Source organism: Xanthomonas sp. GPE 39, from assembly GCF_000963005.1.
Lineage (GTDB): Bacteria > Pseudomonadota > Gammaproteobacteria > Xanthomonadales > Xanthomonadaceae > Xanthomonas_A.
The window spans coordinates 2987697-3001671 of sequence record NZ_JZHZ01000007.1 but is presented as its reverse complement, the minus strand read 5'-3'; the positions used below and the strand labels follow the sequence as shown (position 1 = coordinate 3001671).

General features: G+C 59.5%; 12 protein-coding genes. All 12 read left to right on the top strand.

Annotated elements, in window-relative coordinates:
- Nucleotides 1-123 precede the first annotated feature (123 nt).
- The 12 genes from XALGPE39_RS12595 (at nt 124) to XALGPE39_RS12540 (ending at nt 13932) form a co-directional block, all read left to right on the top strand.
- A complete protein-coding gene (locus XALGPE39_RS12595; protein ID WP_045728475.1) occupies nt 124-474 on the top strand; it encodes a DUF4398 domain-containing protein in 351 nt (116 codons plus the stop codon).
- The gene (locus tag XALGPE39_RS12590) at nt 471-1367 is read left to right on the top strand and encodes an OmpA family protein (protein WP_045728474.1); all 897 of its coding nucleotides are present in this window, start codon (nt 471-473) and stop codon (nt 1365-1367) included. Before XALGPE39_RS12595 ends, XALGPE39_RS12590 begins: the two co-directional genes overlap by 4 nt.
- 320 nt (nt 1368-1687) lie before the next feature.
- Entirely contained in the window at nt 1688-1906 is a 219-nt protein-coding gene (locus XALGPE39_RS12585) for a YdcH family protein (RefSeq protein WP_045728473.1), read from the top strand.
- Nucleotides 1907-2085: 179 nt separating this feature from the next.
- Complete coding sequence (locus XALGPE39_RS12580) at nt 2086-3456, top strand: pyridoxal-phosphate dependent enzyme (protein WP_045728472.1); 1371 nt, start codon at nt 2086-2088, stop codon at nt 3454-3456.
- A gap of 83 nt (nt 3457-3539) precedes the next feature.
- Nucleotides 3540-4724 carry a cystathionine gamma-synthase gene (locus XALGPE39_RS12575; RefSeq protein ID WP_045728471.1) on the top strand — a complete coding sequence of 395 codons (1185 nt, stop codon included), beginning with the start codon at nt 3540-3542 and terminating at the stop codon, nt 4722-4724.
- A 25-nt stretch (nt 4725-4749) separates the two neighbouring features.
- A complete protein-coding gene (locus XALGPE39_RS12570; RefSeq protein WP_045728470.1) occupies nt 4750-6120 on the top strand; it encodes a glycosyltransferase family 4 protein in 1371 nt (456 codons plus the stop codon).
- 8 nt (nt 6121-6128) lie between these two features.
- A complete protein-coding gene (locus XALGPE39_RS12565) occupies nt 6129-6920 on the top strand; it encodes an ABC transporter permease (protein WP_045728469.1) in 792 nt (263 codons plus the stop codon).
- A complete protein-coding gene (locus XALGPE39_RS12560) occupies nt 6917-8161 on the top strand; it encodes an ABC transporter ATP-binding protein (RefSeq protein ID WP_045728468.1) in 1245 nt (414 codons plus the stop codon). The genes XALGPE39_RS12565 and XALGPE39_RS12560 overlap by 4 nt, the downstream gene beginning before the upstream one ends.
- Nucleotides 8158-9537, top strand: a complete 1380-nt coding sequence (locus tag XALGPE39_RS12555; protein ID WP_235429811.1) for a class I SAM-dependent methyltransferase — start codon at nt 8158-8160, stop codon at nt 9535-9537. The genes XALGPE39_RS12560 and XALGPE39_RS12555 overlap by 4 nt, the downstream gene beginning before the upstream one ends.
- Entirely contained in the window at nt 9530-10450 is a 921-nt protein-coding gene (locus XALGPE39_RS12550; RefSeq protein WP_045728467.1) for a GDP-mannose 4,6-dehydratase, read from the top strand. Before XALGPE39_RS12555 ends, XALGPE39_RS12550 begins: the two co-directional genes overlap by 8 nt.
- The gene (gene gmd / locus XALGPE39_RS12545) at nt 10447-11415 is read left to right on the top strand and encodes a GDP-mannose 4,6-dehydratase (protein WP_045728466.1); all 969 of its coding nucleotides are present in this window, start codon (nt 10447-10449) and stop codon (nt 11413-11415) included. Before XALGPE39_RS12550 ends, gmd begins: the two co-directional genes overlap by 4 nt.
- Before the next feature lie 21 nt (nt 11416-11436).
- The gene (locus XALGPE39_RS12540; protein WP_235429810.1) at nt 11437-13932 is read left to right on the top strand and encodes a glycosyltransferase family 1 protein; all 2496 of its coding nucleotides are present in this window, start codon (nt 11437-11439) and stop codon (nt 13930-13932) included.
- Nucleotides 13933-13975 lie beyond the last annotated feature (43 nt).

Below are 13975 nucleotides of genomic sequence, written 5' to 3'. Positions count from 1 at the left end.
TGCCGCCTGTTGCAAGTTGCAAGCGTGTCACAGGCTTCAGACAATAGCCGCGATTGACGTCTCCGTCCACGGCCCCCCTTAATGAAAACTAGCTTCGCACACTTCTCTTGTCAGCAGTATGTAATGGCGGGCGTCCTGGCGCTTTTTGCTGTACCCACTGTCTTCGCTCAAGTCGCCTCGCCCGAATTGATGGCGGCGCAGCAGGCGGTTCAGCGCGCAATCCAGGCCGATGCCGATCAGTACGCCCCGGACCTGATCGCCAGTGCCCGCCAGGGCCTGGAGCAGGCGCAGCGGGCGGTGTCGGACCGCCGTCAGCGCAAGATTGCGCCACAGTTGGCGCTGCGCGTGGCGGCCGATGCCGACCTGGCGCGTGCGCGCAGCGAGGAGGCGGTGGCCAATGCTCAGCTCAAGCAGCGTCAGGCGGAAGTGGCGCAACTGGAACACACGCTCGGTACCGGGGAGGCACATCCATGAGCCGTCGTTTGACAGGGGGATGGTGCTCGGCCGCGCTGGTGCTGCTGCTGACGCCGCTGATTGCCGTGGCTGCCGACGATCCGGAGCTGGCAGTGTTGAATCAGCGTCTGGTGGCGTTGCAGGCCGATCCGCTCACTGCCGGCGTCGCCGCCTATGAACGTTTGCAGGCGCAGCAAGCGCTTGCCGCGTTCGCCAATGCCAAGCGCAACGAGCGCGACGAGGCGCGTTACCTGGCCGAGCGTCGGGTCGAGATCGCCGAGACCATGGCGCGTGCGGAGCTGACGCGGCGTCAGGTCGACCAGTTGGAGAAAACCCGCGGCGACCTGTTGATCGAGGCTAGCCGCCGCGAGGCGGCGCGTGCGCGTCAGGAGGCCGAACGCCTGCGGGTGCAGGCGCAGATCCAGGCCGAGGAGACCCAGAGCCTGCGTCAGGCCGCCGAGGCCGAGCAGCAGGCGCGGCAGGATGCGGAGCAGGCGCTGACCAGCGTCGCCGGGCAGCAGACCGCCAAGCTCAGCGCCGTGCAGCAGAAATCGGCCAAGCTGGCCCGTGAGGAGGCTGAACTGGTGGCCGGGGCCAAGCTGCCGGCCTCGCGCTTTGAGGGGCGTGGCGAGGTGTTCACCTTCACTGGGGCCAGCTTTGGCGCTGGCAAGGCGGGGTTGTCGGCCGATGCCGTGAGCCAAGCCAAGGCCCTGGCGCAATATCTGCAGATCGGCGCCAAGGGGCGGGTTCGGATCGAGGCCTACGACGCCGATGCCGGGATAGCGCAGAAGCGCGCCGATGCGCTGCGCGACGCCTTGGTCAAGGGGGGAATTGATGCCGGCCGGTTGCAGGCAGTGGGCAAGAAGGGCGCGGCGACCAAGGTGCGTGCCGCCGAGGTGGTGATTGCACCTTGAGCGGAAGTGCCTGTTTAACGTGTTTTTTCTCTGGGCCTGAGTGCTGAACAACGGAATGCAGAATCCTGCATCGGTCGCTCTTGTCGACGGCGGCGGGGAAGCGTAGGGTCGATGTTCCAGGCGGCGCTTCGGCTGCCTGGTTCCAAACGGAGAGCCAAGCCGATGATGCAGTTGCACGCACCGCAGTATGGCGTCGCCGGGGCCATGGTCCCGGACGTTGCGGTGGGCCTGCTGTCGGTCTATGTGCTTCCGTTCCCAGGCAACGCACCGTGCCGTCGCGGTCGGGGCGTTCCTGCTTTCAGATGAAGGAGGCAATTCCTATGTTCGAAGGGCAACCGCAGACCGAAATCGACGCGTTGATCAAGTCCGATCCGGAGTTCAAGCAGCTTTACCAGCGCCATAAAACCTTAGACAAGAAGTGTATGGACGCCGAACTCGGCGTGCTGCCGATCGACGATGTCACCTTGGCCCAGATGAAGCGGGAAAAGCTCGCGGCCAAGCAAAAGCTGCTGCGCCTGTACGAGCAGAAGCCGCACTGAGTCCCTGACAGGTTCCATTGTCGCGGGCGGTGGCAGGCCTCCTCGTCGGCCTGCCACCGCCCGCGTCATCTTGATTGAAGCCACGAACACAGTTTTTTGGTCTTTTTTCTGACTTTCGCTGTCCGAACGCGGATAATCAACGATCCAGCCGCCATCGCGGCGCGACGTCCCCGAATTCGATGGCCATTCATTCCTCCGTCCTCGACCTGATTGGCGATACTCCGATCATCAAGGCCAGCAAGCTCGATACCGGTGTATGCGAGCTGTACTTGAAGCTGGAAAGCGCCAATCCCGGCGGTTCGATCAAGGATCGTATCGGCCTTTCCATGATCGAAGCGGCCGAGCGGCGTGGCGATCTGCGTCCTGGCGCGGTACTGGTTGAGGGCACGGCGGGCAATACCGGCATCGGTCTGGCGTTGGTCGCCCAGCAAAAGGGCTACAAGCTGATCCTGGTGGTGCCGGACAAAATGAGCCGGGAAAAGATCTTCAACCTCAAGGCAATGGGCGCCGAGGTCGTGTTGACCCGCTCCGACGTTGCCAAGGGCCACCCCGAGTACTACCAGGATTTGGCCGCGCGTATCGCCGCCGAAACCCCCAATGCCTATTTCATCAATCAGTTCGGCAACCCCGACAACCCGGCCGCGCACGAATTCGGCACTGGCCCGGAGATCCTGCGACAGATGGACGGACGGCTGGACGCGATCGTGTTCGGCTGTGGCAGTTCCGGCACGGTGACCGGGCTTTCCCGCGCCTTCGCCGCCGCCTCGCCGCAGACCGAACTGGTACTGGCTGACCCGGTTGGTTCGATCCTGACCGAGTACATCGAGCATGGCACGCTGAGCGAGAAATCGGCTACCTGGCTGGTGGAGGGGATCGGCGAGGACTTCCTGCCGGAGATTTCCGATTTCAGCCGGGTCAAGCAGGCGTATTCGATCAGCGATGCGGAAAGCTTCCACACTGCGCGCGAACTCCTGGCCAAGGAGGGCATCCTCGGTGGCTCCTCCACGGGGACGTTGCTGGCCGCTGCGTTGAAATATTGCCGCGCGCAGAGCGAGCCCAAGCGCGTGCTGGTGTTCGTTTGCGACACCGGCAACAAATACCTGTCGAAGATGTACAACGACTATTGGATGCTGGATAACGGCTTCCTGGAGCGCCCGCAGTACGGCGATCTGCGCGATTTGATCCTGCGCCCGTACAGCCAGCGCGACACCGTGGTGGTCGCTCCGGGGGATCTGCTGACTACGGCTTACCAGCGCATGAAGTTGTACGATGTGTCGCAGTTGCCGGTGATGGAGGGCAGCCAGTTGGTCGGCATCGTTGACGAAAGCGATGTGCTGTTGCACGTGTACGGTGACGAGGCGCGGTTCCGCGATCCTGTGTCCACGGCGATGGTTAGCAAGCTCGACCGGCTTGACGTCAAATCGCCAATCGAAGCATTGCTGCCCGTGTTTGATCGTGGTCAGGTTGCCATCGTCATGAACGAAGGCGCCTTCCTCGGCCTTATCACCCGTATCGACCTGCTCAACTACCTGCGTCGACGCGTGCAGTGACACGCACGTCGGTGTGGCCTCTGTGACGTGAGGCCATTCAGGCCTTCCTGCTACCATCACGCCCTTATTTCTCGGAACCCTGCATGACGGATCACACGTCGAACCCGCATGACACCAGCGCTGTGCTGGCGTTGGCGACACTTGCCATCCATGGCGGTCAGTTCCCGGATCCGTCCACTGGTGCGGTGATGCCACCGATTTACGCCACCTCCACCTATGCCCAGTCCAGCCCTGGTGAACACCAGGGGTTCGAGTATTCGCGTACGCATAACCCGACCCGGTTCGCTTACGAGCGCTGTGTGGCGGCATTGGAGGGTGGTAGCCGTGGTTTCGCCTTCGCTTCCGGGATGGCTGCCACCGCCACGGTGATGGAACTGCTCGATAGCGGCAGCCACGTGGTGGCGATGGACGATTTGTACGGCGGCAGCTATCGCCTGTTTGAGCGCGTGCGTAAGCGCACCGCGGCCCTGGAGTTCAGCTTCGTCGACCTGACCGACCCGGCCGCGTTCGCCGCGGCGATCACCCCGGCCACGAAGATGGTGTGGATCGAGACGCCGACGAATCCGATGTTGAAGATCGTCGATATCGCCGCGATTGCGGTGATCGCGCGCAAGCACGGCCTGTTGGTGGTGGTCGACAACACCTTTGCCTCGCCGATGCTGCAGCGCCCGCTGAGCCTGGGCGCGGACATCGTGGTGCATTCAGCGACCAAATACCTCAACGGCCATTCCGACATGGTGGGTGGCATCGCCGTGGTCGGCGACAACGCCGATCTGGCTGAGCAACTGGCGTTCCTGCAGAACTCGGTGGGCGGCGTGCAGGGGCCGTTCGACAGCTTCCTGGCGCTGCGCGGGCTCAAGACGCTGCCGCTACGCATGCGCGCGCACTGCGATAACGCCTTGGTGCTCGCGCAGTGGCTGCAAGCGCACCCGGCGGTGGAACAGGTGATTTACCCGGGCCTGGCGTCGCATCCGCAACACGCCCTGGCGAGCCGGCAGATGGCCGGTTACGGCGGCATCGTCTCGATTGTGCTCAAGGGTGGTTTCGCTGCGGCCAAGCGCTTCTGCGAACGGACTCAGCTGTTTACCCTGGCCGAATCGCTGGGCGGTGTCGAAAGCCTGGTCAATCACCCTGCGGTGATGACCCATGCTTCGGTGCCGGTGCAGCGTCGCCAACAGCTCGGCATCAGCGATGCGCTGGTGCGGTTGAGCGTGGGGGTGGAGGAGGTGGGGGATTTGCAGCAAGACCTGGAGCGGGCTTTGACATGATCGGGCAGCGGCTGGAGTCCTGCCGGTGAAGGAGCTTCGTCGGCGCGGGCCGAAGGGTCTGTTTTTGCTCAATCTGTCTGCTTGGATCAGGCAGCGCAGCGGGATGGGTGTGTTGTATAGGAGGTTGCCTCTTTCCTGGCGCGTGGGCGCAGCTCGGCTGCTGTCAGCGCCCTCTGCCGAAAGTGTGCGCTTTGCGCGGACGCCTGCATGGGATGGTCCGTTGCCCTCGGCTGTCGCTGGCCCAGTTGCGCCGATGCAAGCCACTGTCGGTCCGGGGGTCAATATTCTCGGCTATGTACGCGGACAGTTCGGCCTGGGTGAGAGCTTGCGCATGTACGCACGTGCGCTGATCGAAGCTGCGGTACCAGTGCGATTGTTCGACATCGATCTCGGTCTGCCGCACGGTTGGGACGACCATAGCTTGGATGCTTGGATTGGCGATGATCTGCCGCATCCAGTCAGCATTATTTTTGTCAATCCCGATTATCTGAAGTCGGCGCTTGAGCTCGTGGGCGTCGAGCGTCTGGCAGGAAAACATTTGATCGCCTGCTGGTTCTGGGAGCTTGAGCGCGTCCCCAGCACATGGCTTCCCGCCATTGCCTTGGTCGACGAAATCATGGTCGCCTCCCGTTTCATTGAAAACGCATTTTCCATGGTCACTGATAAGCCAGTCTTGCGTGTGCCGCAGCCACTTTCAGCCATTGGCGACAGCGGCCTGCAACGCGCGGATTTTGGACTCGAAGAAGATAAGTTTATCTTTCTGATAACCTTCGACTTTAATTCTTGGGTCGAGCGCAAGAATCCCTATGCCGCGATTGCGGCGTTCAAGCGTGCTTTTCCAGAGGGGCGTGATGATGTGCGGTTGTTGGTGAAATCCAGCAATGGGCATCGATACCAAGATTGGTTTCGTCGCCTGCTCAACGAGGCCGCCACCGACCCACGCATTGTCGTGCGCGACGAGGTGATCGAGCGCGCTCACGTTTATGCCTTGCAACGCTGCTGCGATGCTTATGTTTCGCTGCATCGGGCGGAGGGCTTCGGTTTGGGATTGGCGGAGTGTATGGCGATGGGCAAGCCCGTCATTGCCACAGCCTGGTCGGGAAACCTGGATTTCATGGAGGCCGACAATGCCATGCTGGTGGGATATCGGTTGGTCCCTGTGGGCGAGGGTGAGTATCCACACGAACATGGCGATGTCTGGGCCGAGCCCAACGTGGAAGAGGCCGCCGCGTTCATGCAAATGCTCGCCGATGACCCTGTTCGAGCGCGGAAACTCGGCCAGCGGGCGGCGGAATCTGTCGGTGCGCTCCTCTCGCCGCAGCATGCGGGCCGCGCCATCGATGTTCGTTTGCGCCAGCTCAACGTTAGCCCAGCGCTACACTCTCAACACGATTGAGGAACTTCATGTCACCATTGATTGCGGCCGCATGGCGCTACAGAGGCTTCATCGCTTCGTCGATTGCTAACGATTTCCGCTCCAAGCTTGCGCGGAGCAAACTGGGGACGCTCTGGATCGTTCTGCAGCCATTGGCACAGGCATTGATTTTTGCGGTCGTGTTGTCGAACGTATTGGCCGCCAAGCTACCGGGCGTCGAAAACCACTTCGCTTTCGCGGTCTATCTGCTTTCCGGTCTGTTGTGCTGGTCTGCGTTCGCGGAGATCGTGCAGCGTTGCCTCACAGTCTTCATTGACAATGGCTCGCTACTGAAGAAGATGCAGTTTCCAAGAATCAGCCTACCTTTAGTCGCGGTAGGTTCGGCAATGGTAACCAATGTTGCCTTGCTCGCGGTCATCATGGTGCTTGTGCCGATCTTGGGTATCTCGCTGACGCCAGCGCTGGTTTGGTTGCCGTTGTTGTTGTCGATTACCGTGGCATTGGCGACTGGAATCGGCCTGCTTCTGGGTACGCTCAATGTGTTCGCACGTGATATCGGACAGATCATGGCGGTGGCGATGCAGTTCTGGTTCTGGATGACACCGATTGCTTATCCCGCACAGGTTGTCCCTGAAAGGTTCCAGGCGATTTTGCGACTGAATCCTGTCGCCGCACTGGCGACTGGATATCACGACATCTTCCTTTACGGTCGTGCGCCGCAGAACTCACTGGTCTATCCGGCGGTGTTTGCATTGGTGGCGCTGGCCCTTTCGTTCTTCGTTTTTCGGCGCGCCTCTGCCGAGATGGTTGATGCTCTATGAGTAATTCCGTACTGGTCGTCGATGGTGTGGGCAAGTGCTACCGAAGTTATCGGAGTGAGTTACAACGCTTTGCCAGTTGGTTCGGTGTTCCTATCAGGCCGCAGTCCGAGCACTGGGTGTTGCGGCATATTTCATTCCGGATAGGACGTGGCGAAGCTGTCGGCTTGGTCGGGCAGAACGGCGCCGGCAAGAGCACGCTGCTCAAGATCATCACTGGCACGGTCCGCCCCAACGAAGGTTCGGTGGCGGCCATCGGCCGCATCTCTGCGCTTCTGGAGCTTGGGCTCGGCTTCAATGCAGAGCTAACCGGTCGCGAGAACGCACGTCATGCTCTCGGCCTGATGGGCGCGGCGAGTCACGAGATCGAACCAATGCTCGAATTGATAGAGGATTTCGCCGAGATTGGCGATTATTTCGACCAGCCGATCCGCGCCTACTCAAGCGGCATGCAAATGCGCGTGGCCTTCAGCGTGGCGACTGCGGTGCGGCCGGAAACCCTGATCGTTGACGAAGCGCTATCAGTGGGGGACTCGTACTTCGTACACAAGTGTTTCAAGCGGATACGTGAATTCCGAGAGGCTGGTACGACCCTTCTGATCGTTTCCCATGATGCGGGTGCCATCCAGGCCTTGTGCGATCGTGCGCTGTTGATCGAGGGGGGGCGGCTGATCAGAGACGGCGATCCGCAGGAAGTCATGGATTACTACAACGCTCTGATTGCCGAAAAGGAGAACGCGAGTGTCAGGACTGCAAGTACCGAGGATGGCCGAATAGCGACCGAGTCCGGTACTGGCGAGGCGGTTTTTGATTCGATTCAACTTCTTGACGAAACCGGAAATCCAGTTGAGTACGTTGGCGTAGGCGATGCGGTAACCCTGCGTTGCAAGATTCGGGTTAACGAGTCGATTGATCGACTCGTGCTCGGCTACATGATCAAAGATAGGCTGGGTCAGCCTGTTTTTGGCACGAATACCCACCACACTGGTCAGATGCGAGAGCACTTGCAGGCAGGTGACCAGTTGATCGCCAATGCCAGTTTCCCGATGAATCTCGGTCCGGGGACTTATTCGGTGTCGGTGGCCTTGTGCAGTGCTGAGACGCATCTGGTCAGAAATTACCAGTGGCGTGACTTGGCACTGGTTTTCAATGTTGCCAATATCCGCCACGAAACCTTCGTTGGTACGGCTTGGATTCCACCGGTCCTGTCGATTGAAGTCCCGCACGGAGGTCGCTTGCCGTGACGACTCAGCCAAAAATCGTCCCCACATCCTCGCCGGTGCTGATGGAAATGAGCGTGGGCGATATCCTGCGTAATATTAATGCAGCCGTGCTAAAGAGAAAGGCAAAGAACGTAACTGGCGTCGATTCCCCGCTCTGGCCGGAAAATTTTGAGATATGGACCGCGGCTGCACCTGCAACGCCGCAACGCGAAGTCTATGACTTGGGTGATCTGCTTTCTCAGGACGATGCCGACTTTGTCAGCAACGCGTATCGTGTGCTGCTGCGTCGTGCACCTGATTCGGTCGGGTTTCTCGAGAATATAGAGGCGCTGCGTCGAGGTGCGCAGAACAAGTTGGACGTCATCGCTTCAATGCGTTTTTCACCTGAGGGCATGGCTGTCGGCGTACCGGTACGAGGATTGCGCCTGGCGTGGCTACTGCATCGCTGGAAGCGCAAGCGTCTGGTGGGTCCCGTCCTCTCCTGGGCCCATGCGCTGCTCCGCCTCGGGCGTCGCGAAAGCCAAATAGATTGGCTGGAGGTTCGTTGCGCACGCGAGGTTCATCGATTGGGGCGGCATGTCAATCAGGTGGTGCTCGAGGCTGGCAGCCGGCTCGAAGCAATCGAGCATCAACTTTCAGGTTTGCAAACGCGTGAAAGACGATTGCTTGAGGAGGAGGGGCGTCGTGCCGCTCTTGCGCCAAAGTTGGACGCGCTGTATTCAGCATTCGAAGATCGCTTCCGTGGACCAGAGTCACTGATCCAGGCGCGCGCACGTCCCTACTTGCAATTCGTTCGCGAGTGCGGTGCGGGAACCTTAGACGCTCCAGTCGTCGACGTTGGCTGTGGTCGTGGGGAGTGGCTTGCGTTGTTGCGTGACGAAGGGCTGCATGCGCGCGGCGTCGATCTTAATTCCCGTTTTGTCAGTGATGCGACTTTGCGGGGTATGGAGGTGATCGAGGGGGACGCGATCGAGGTGCTGCGAATGATGCCTGCAGGCAGTGTTGGCGCGATTACCTCGATGCATCTGGTCGAGCACTTGCCGTTCGACCGCGTTGTGGAACTCATTGACGCATGCCATCACGTATTGCGACCCGGCGGCGTATTGATCCTCGAAACTCCGAATCCGGAAAACTTGGATGTGGCGACGATCTATTTCTACATGGATCCTACCCATCGCAATCCGCTGCCGCCGCAGATGCTGCGTTGGGTCGTCGAGGCGCGTGGTTATTCGGATGCAAGGATCGAGCGCCTCACTGAAGAGCGCGATCTGACTGCCCCAGCCTTGTTGCCCGATGATCTGCCAGGATCATCCTCGATCAATAATCTGCTTGCTCGTACGCACGTCGCTCCCGATTACGCGATCGTTGCCCATCGTGGGGAAGTTCCGCATGAATGATGGGCCGAAAAAGCTTCTTGTGACGGGTGCCGGTGGGTTCGTCGGAAAGCATTTGCTGGACGCGGTGGCGCAGGGGCAGTTCGGTCATGTCGAGGCTGTGCCATTGCCAGCCGGTACTGATTTGCGCGATATGGCTGCAATCGAAAGTGCGCTGGGCGATGCGTGTCCTGACGCGGTAGTCCACCTTGCTGCACAGAGTTTCGTACCCCAGTCGTTCGACGACCCTGATGAGACGTTGCAGGTCAACTTGATTGGGACCCTGCATCTGCTTCAGGCGCTTGCGCGGAAAGGCTTCTCCGGACGCTTTCTGTACGTCAGCTCCGGTGATATTTACGGACGCGTTCCCGATGGCGCTCTCCCTGTCGATGAGACCCTTCTGCCGGAACCTCGCAGCCCGTATGCCGTCAGTAAATGGGCTGCTGAGCAGCTCTGCATGCAGTGGCATCGAAGCGAGAAGCTCGACGTAGTGATCGCGCGCCCGTTCAATCACGTAGGCGCTGGCCAGGGAAGTCGTTTCGTGCTTTCTTCTCTTGCCGGGCAGGTAGTCGCCATTGCCGAGGGACGGCAGCCCGCGGTGATTGAGGCGGGGGATATCGATACGACGCGCGATTTCAGTGACGTGCGCGATGTCGTCGCCGCTTATGCTGCTCTGCTGGCGCGCGGCAGGTCTGGCGAAACCTATATCGTTGCCTCTGGCGTAGAGCGCCGCGTCCGCGATTTGCTCCTTGAAATGTGCCGTCTCACTGGCATTGAGGTGGAAGTCCGCCAAGATCCTGCCAAGATGCGCCCTGCCGAGCAGCGGCGCATGGTGGCTAGTCCCGCGAAGCTCCAGCGCGATACCGGCTGGATGCAGGCTTTCGACATACAATCAACGCTTTCCGAAATTCTCGAACATGCAAGGAAAAATCAATGAGTAAGAACGCCCTGATCACTGGCATTACCGGCCAGGATGGCGCCTACCTCTCTCGGCTTTTACTGTCCAAAGGCTACAAGGTGCATGGCATCCTTGCTCGCCGCAGCAGCGACACGCTGTGGCGCCTGCGCGAATTGGACATCGCCGATGATGTCGTCCTGCTTGATGGCGATCTGACTGATCTTTCGTCACTCATCCGCGCCATGCATGTATCCAAGGCGGACGAAGTTTACAACCTTGGCGCTCAGAGCTTTGTCGGTTCGTCTTGGCAACAGCCGATTCTGACGGCTCAAGTCGATGGCGTAGGTGCGCTCAACGTGCTTGAGGCAGTACGCATCGTCAATGACAAGGCCCACTTCTACCAGGCATCCACCAGTGAGATGTTCGGTTTGATTCAGGCCGAGATGCAGAGCGAGTCGACGCCCTTCTATCCGCGCAGTCCCTACGGTGTGGCGAAGTTGATGGCGCACTGGGCGACGGTGAACTATCGAGAGAGCTTCGGAATGCACGCTTCGAGCGGCATCCTGTTCAATCATGAGTCACCGCTGCGGGGTATTGAGTTCGTGACCCGTAAGGTCACCGACGCTGTGGCCCGTATCAAGCTGGGCAAGCAGCGGGAGCTGCGCCTGGGTAACATCGATTCAAAGCGTGACTGGGGCTTTGCCGGTGACTACGTTGAGGCGATGTGGTTGATGACCCAGCAGGCGGAAGGCGGTGATTATGTGGTTGCCACCGGTCTCACCACGACGGTGCGCGACATGTGCAAGATTGCCTTTGGCCACGTGGGCCTGAATATGGATGATCACTTGGTGATCGACGAGAAATTTTTCCGTCCGGCCGAAGTGGATGTGTTGCTCGGAAACCCCGGTAAAGCGATGGAAAAGCTTGGCTGGAAGCCCAAGACGTCCCTGGAACAGCTAATCACGATGATGGTAGACGCGGATATGCGTCGACATTCGATCTGAATGACGGAGTAGGGGGATACGGTGCGTCTTGCTATCGACATGCAGGCGTGCCTGACCGATTCGCGCGACCGCGGGATCGGCAGGTATGCTGACAACTTGGTTACTGAGATGGTGCGTCAGCGCCAGGACGATGAGATCCTGTTGGCGCTGGATAGTGCGGACCCTATGCGTCTGCGCCAGGCGCGGTCGCGTCTGCGCCATCAGTGTGTGCCTACAGCAACGACAGTGATGCACTACCCTGCAAGCGCTTTCGTCGATCATGACGCGCTACGCATGCAAAGTGCTGCGCGCCTGCGTGGTAGATTCTTTGAATCCTTAGGGCTGGATGCATTTCTGCATACGAGTTACTTTGAAACGGGTGGCAGTTATACAACCGAAATCAACTGGGCGGCGGATTCGCGGCCGAAGACGGCGGTCATTGCATACGATTTGATACCGCTACTGTATCCGGAGCGCTACCTGGCGCCGCATCCGTTCATGGCTGAGTGGTATCCGCGTAAATGTGAGAGCTTCAGTAAATTCGATTGCTTCCTGGCGATATCCCAAGCGACGCGAGTCGACCTGATCGAGCAACTTGGTATTTCTCCTGAAAAGATTCATGTGATCAATGCGGGACTTGATCCGGATATGTTGGCCATTGCGCAGGCTGACTCGCCTATTGACGAGGGAATTCTTGCGCGGCGCGGGATTGACGCGCCCTTCGTGCTAATGGTGGGCAATGGTGACTGGCGCAAAAATACCCTAGGTGCACTAGAGGCTTTTGCACGACTACCACGTAGCCTTCAGAAGAAGTATCTGCTTGTGCTCACCCAAGTCGGTACAGATGTTAAAGAGGCACTCGCTGGTTCCTTCTCGCATATCGCTTCGCGGGTGCGCGTGCTTGGTCGTGTCGATGATGTCGAGTTGGCCACTTTGTACCGGGCTTGCCGAGTGTTTTATTTTCCCTCCTTTTATGAGGGATTTGGCCTTCCTGTGCTTGAGGCAATGGCATTTGGCGCGCCCGTTCTAAGCGCCGACACCGGCAGTTTGCCTGAAGTTGTGCACGATCCGCGTTGCCTGTTCAACCCGCATGACCTTGACGCGGCTGCATCGCTTCTTGAAGCCGCCTTGGAAGATGTAGCCTTTCGTGAGGTATTGGTTTCCGGGGTCAAGGCGCATGCTTGGACCTACAATTGGAAATCATGCGCTGAAAGCGCACTCGCTGCGATGCGAACTCTGGCAGGCGACGCCAAGGCGGTGCAGCCACAGTTTGGCAAAGTCGGCGATTTTGATCGTGTACGGGTGACTCAGGAGGACATCGATGCCTGGTCAGGGCTGTTGATTGATGCCCCCGATGCAGTTGGTCATTTGGAGCAGGGTCTAGCCGCCGCTGCCGCGCGCGGTCGACGCCGCATCCTGGTTGATGTCAGTGAGGTAGTGCGACTGGACGCACGTAGCGGCGTTCAGCGCGTTGTGCGCAATTATTGTGCAGGCCTGCACGTATTAGCTGACGAGGTGGGGGTGGAAGTACAGCCCATCTGTTGGACCGAGCACGGCATCTTATATGCCAGTGATTACGCCGCCAACCACCTGGGTATGTCCATCGAAACCGCCAACGCGGGCGTGCGAGTCACGGTAAAGCCGAATGACCTGCTGCTGATGCTCGACTCATCGTGGTGGAGTCCCGAACGATTTGATGCCCTGCACGCTCAGGTGGCCGCCGCAGGCGGCGAGGTGGTCTGGATGGTCTATGATCTTATCCCCTTGCTAGTGCCGCATACCTGCGATCCCGTCATGCCGCCAGTGTTCCGGGGATGGCTTGAGCATGCCGCAGCCACTGCAGATGGATTTGTCTGTATTTCCGAGGCGACGAAGCAGGATCTTGAGCGTTTCCTGGATGAGCAGCCCGCACATCCGGTGGCCAGACCCTGGACGCGCGCCATGCACCTGGGGAGCGATCTGGAGTCTGGCCAGATCGCCGGCCAGGCGTCAGGCGCGATTGCGTCGCTGCTGGAAGGGCTGGGTGCCAGGCCGCTAGTCTTGGCAATTGGTACAGTCGAACCACGCAAGGACTACGCGACCATTCTGGCAGCCTTCGAAACAATATGGGCACGTGGTGGTGATGTCGCACTGGCCATCGTCGGTAAACATGGATGGAACGTTGAAGAGCTTGTGCAAAAACTCCAGGCACATCCGCAATTGGGCACACGACTTTTCTGGTTGCAGGGGATGTCTGATACCGACCTGCATCACTTGATGGACAGGGTCGATGTATTGGTCCAGGCATCGGTTGCGGAAGGATTTGGTTTGCCCGTGGTGGAGGCAGGCAGTCGTGGCAAGCCACTTTTGCTTAGCGATCTTGCCGTTTTCAGGGAGATCGCGGGTGAAGAGGCAAGCTATTTCCCTGTAGGCGATGCAGATGCGCTTGCAGCTGAAATCGAACGTGGCGTAGCGCTCGGATGGAAGGTGCCGGCCAATATCCGGACTTTGACCTGGCGCGAATCGTCGCGCGGATTGATGGAGAAATTGTTGTACTAGAGCGCATCGACGCCTGAGGAGTTGCGTGGCACTCCTGCTGATT

Excerpts from the sequence above, each read along its gene's own strand:
- XALGPE39_RS12550 (WP_045728467.1), top strand. The coding sequence starts at position 9,530 with ATGAATGATGGGCCGAAAAAGCTTCTTGTGACGGGTGCCGGTGGGTTC.
- XALGPE39_RS12585 (WP_045728473.1), top strand. The coding sequence starts at position 1,688 with ATGTTCGAAGGGCAACCGCAGACCGAAATCGACGCGTTGATCAAGTCC.
- XALGPE39_RS12560 (WP_045728468.1), top strand. The coding sequence starts at position 6,917 with ATGAGTAATTCCGTACTGGTCGTCGATGGTGTGGGCAAGTGCTACCGA.
- XALGPE39_RS12565 (WP_045728469.1), top strand. The coding sequence starts at position 6,129 with ATGTCACCATTGATTGCGGCCGCATGGCGCTACAGAGGCTTCATCGCT.
- XALGPE39_RS12590 (WP_045728474.1), top strand. The coding sequence starts at position 471 with ATGAGCCGTCGTTTGACAGGGGGATGGTGCTCGGCCGCGCTGGTGCTG.
- gmd (WP_045728466.1), top strand. The coding sequence starts at position 10,447 with ATGAGTAAGAACGCCCTGATCACTGGCATTACCGGCCAGGATGGCGCC.
- XALGPE39_RS12580 (WP_045728472.1), top strand. The coding sequence starts at position 2,086 with ATGGCCATTCATTCCTCCGTCCTCGACCTGATTGGCGATACTCCGATC.
- XALGPE39_RS12595 (WP_045728475.1), top strand. The coding sequence starts at position 124 with ATGGCGGGCGTCCTGGCGCTTTTTGCTGTACCCACTGTCTTCGCTCAA.
- XALGPE39_RS12575 (WP_045728471.1), top strand. The coding sequence starts at position 3,540 with ATGACGGATCACACGTCGAACCCGCATGACACCAGCGCTGTGCTGGCG.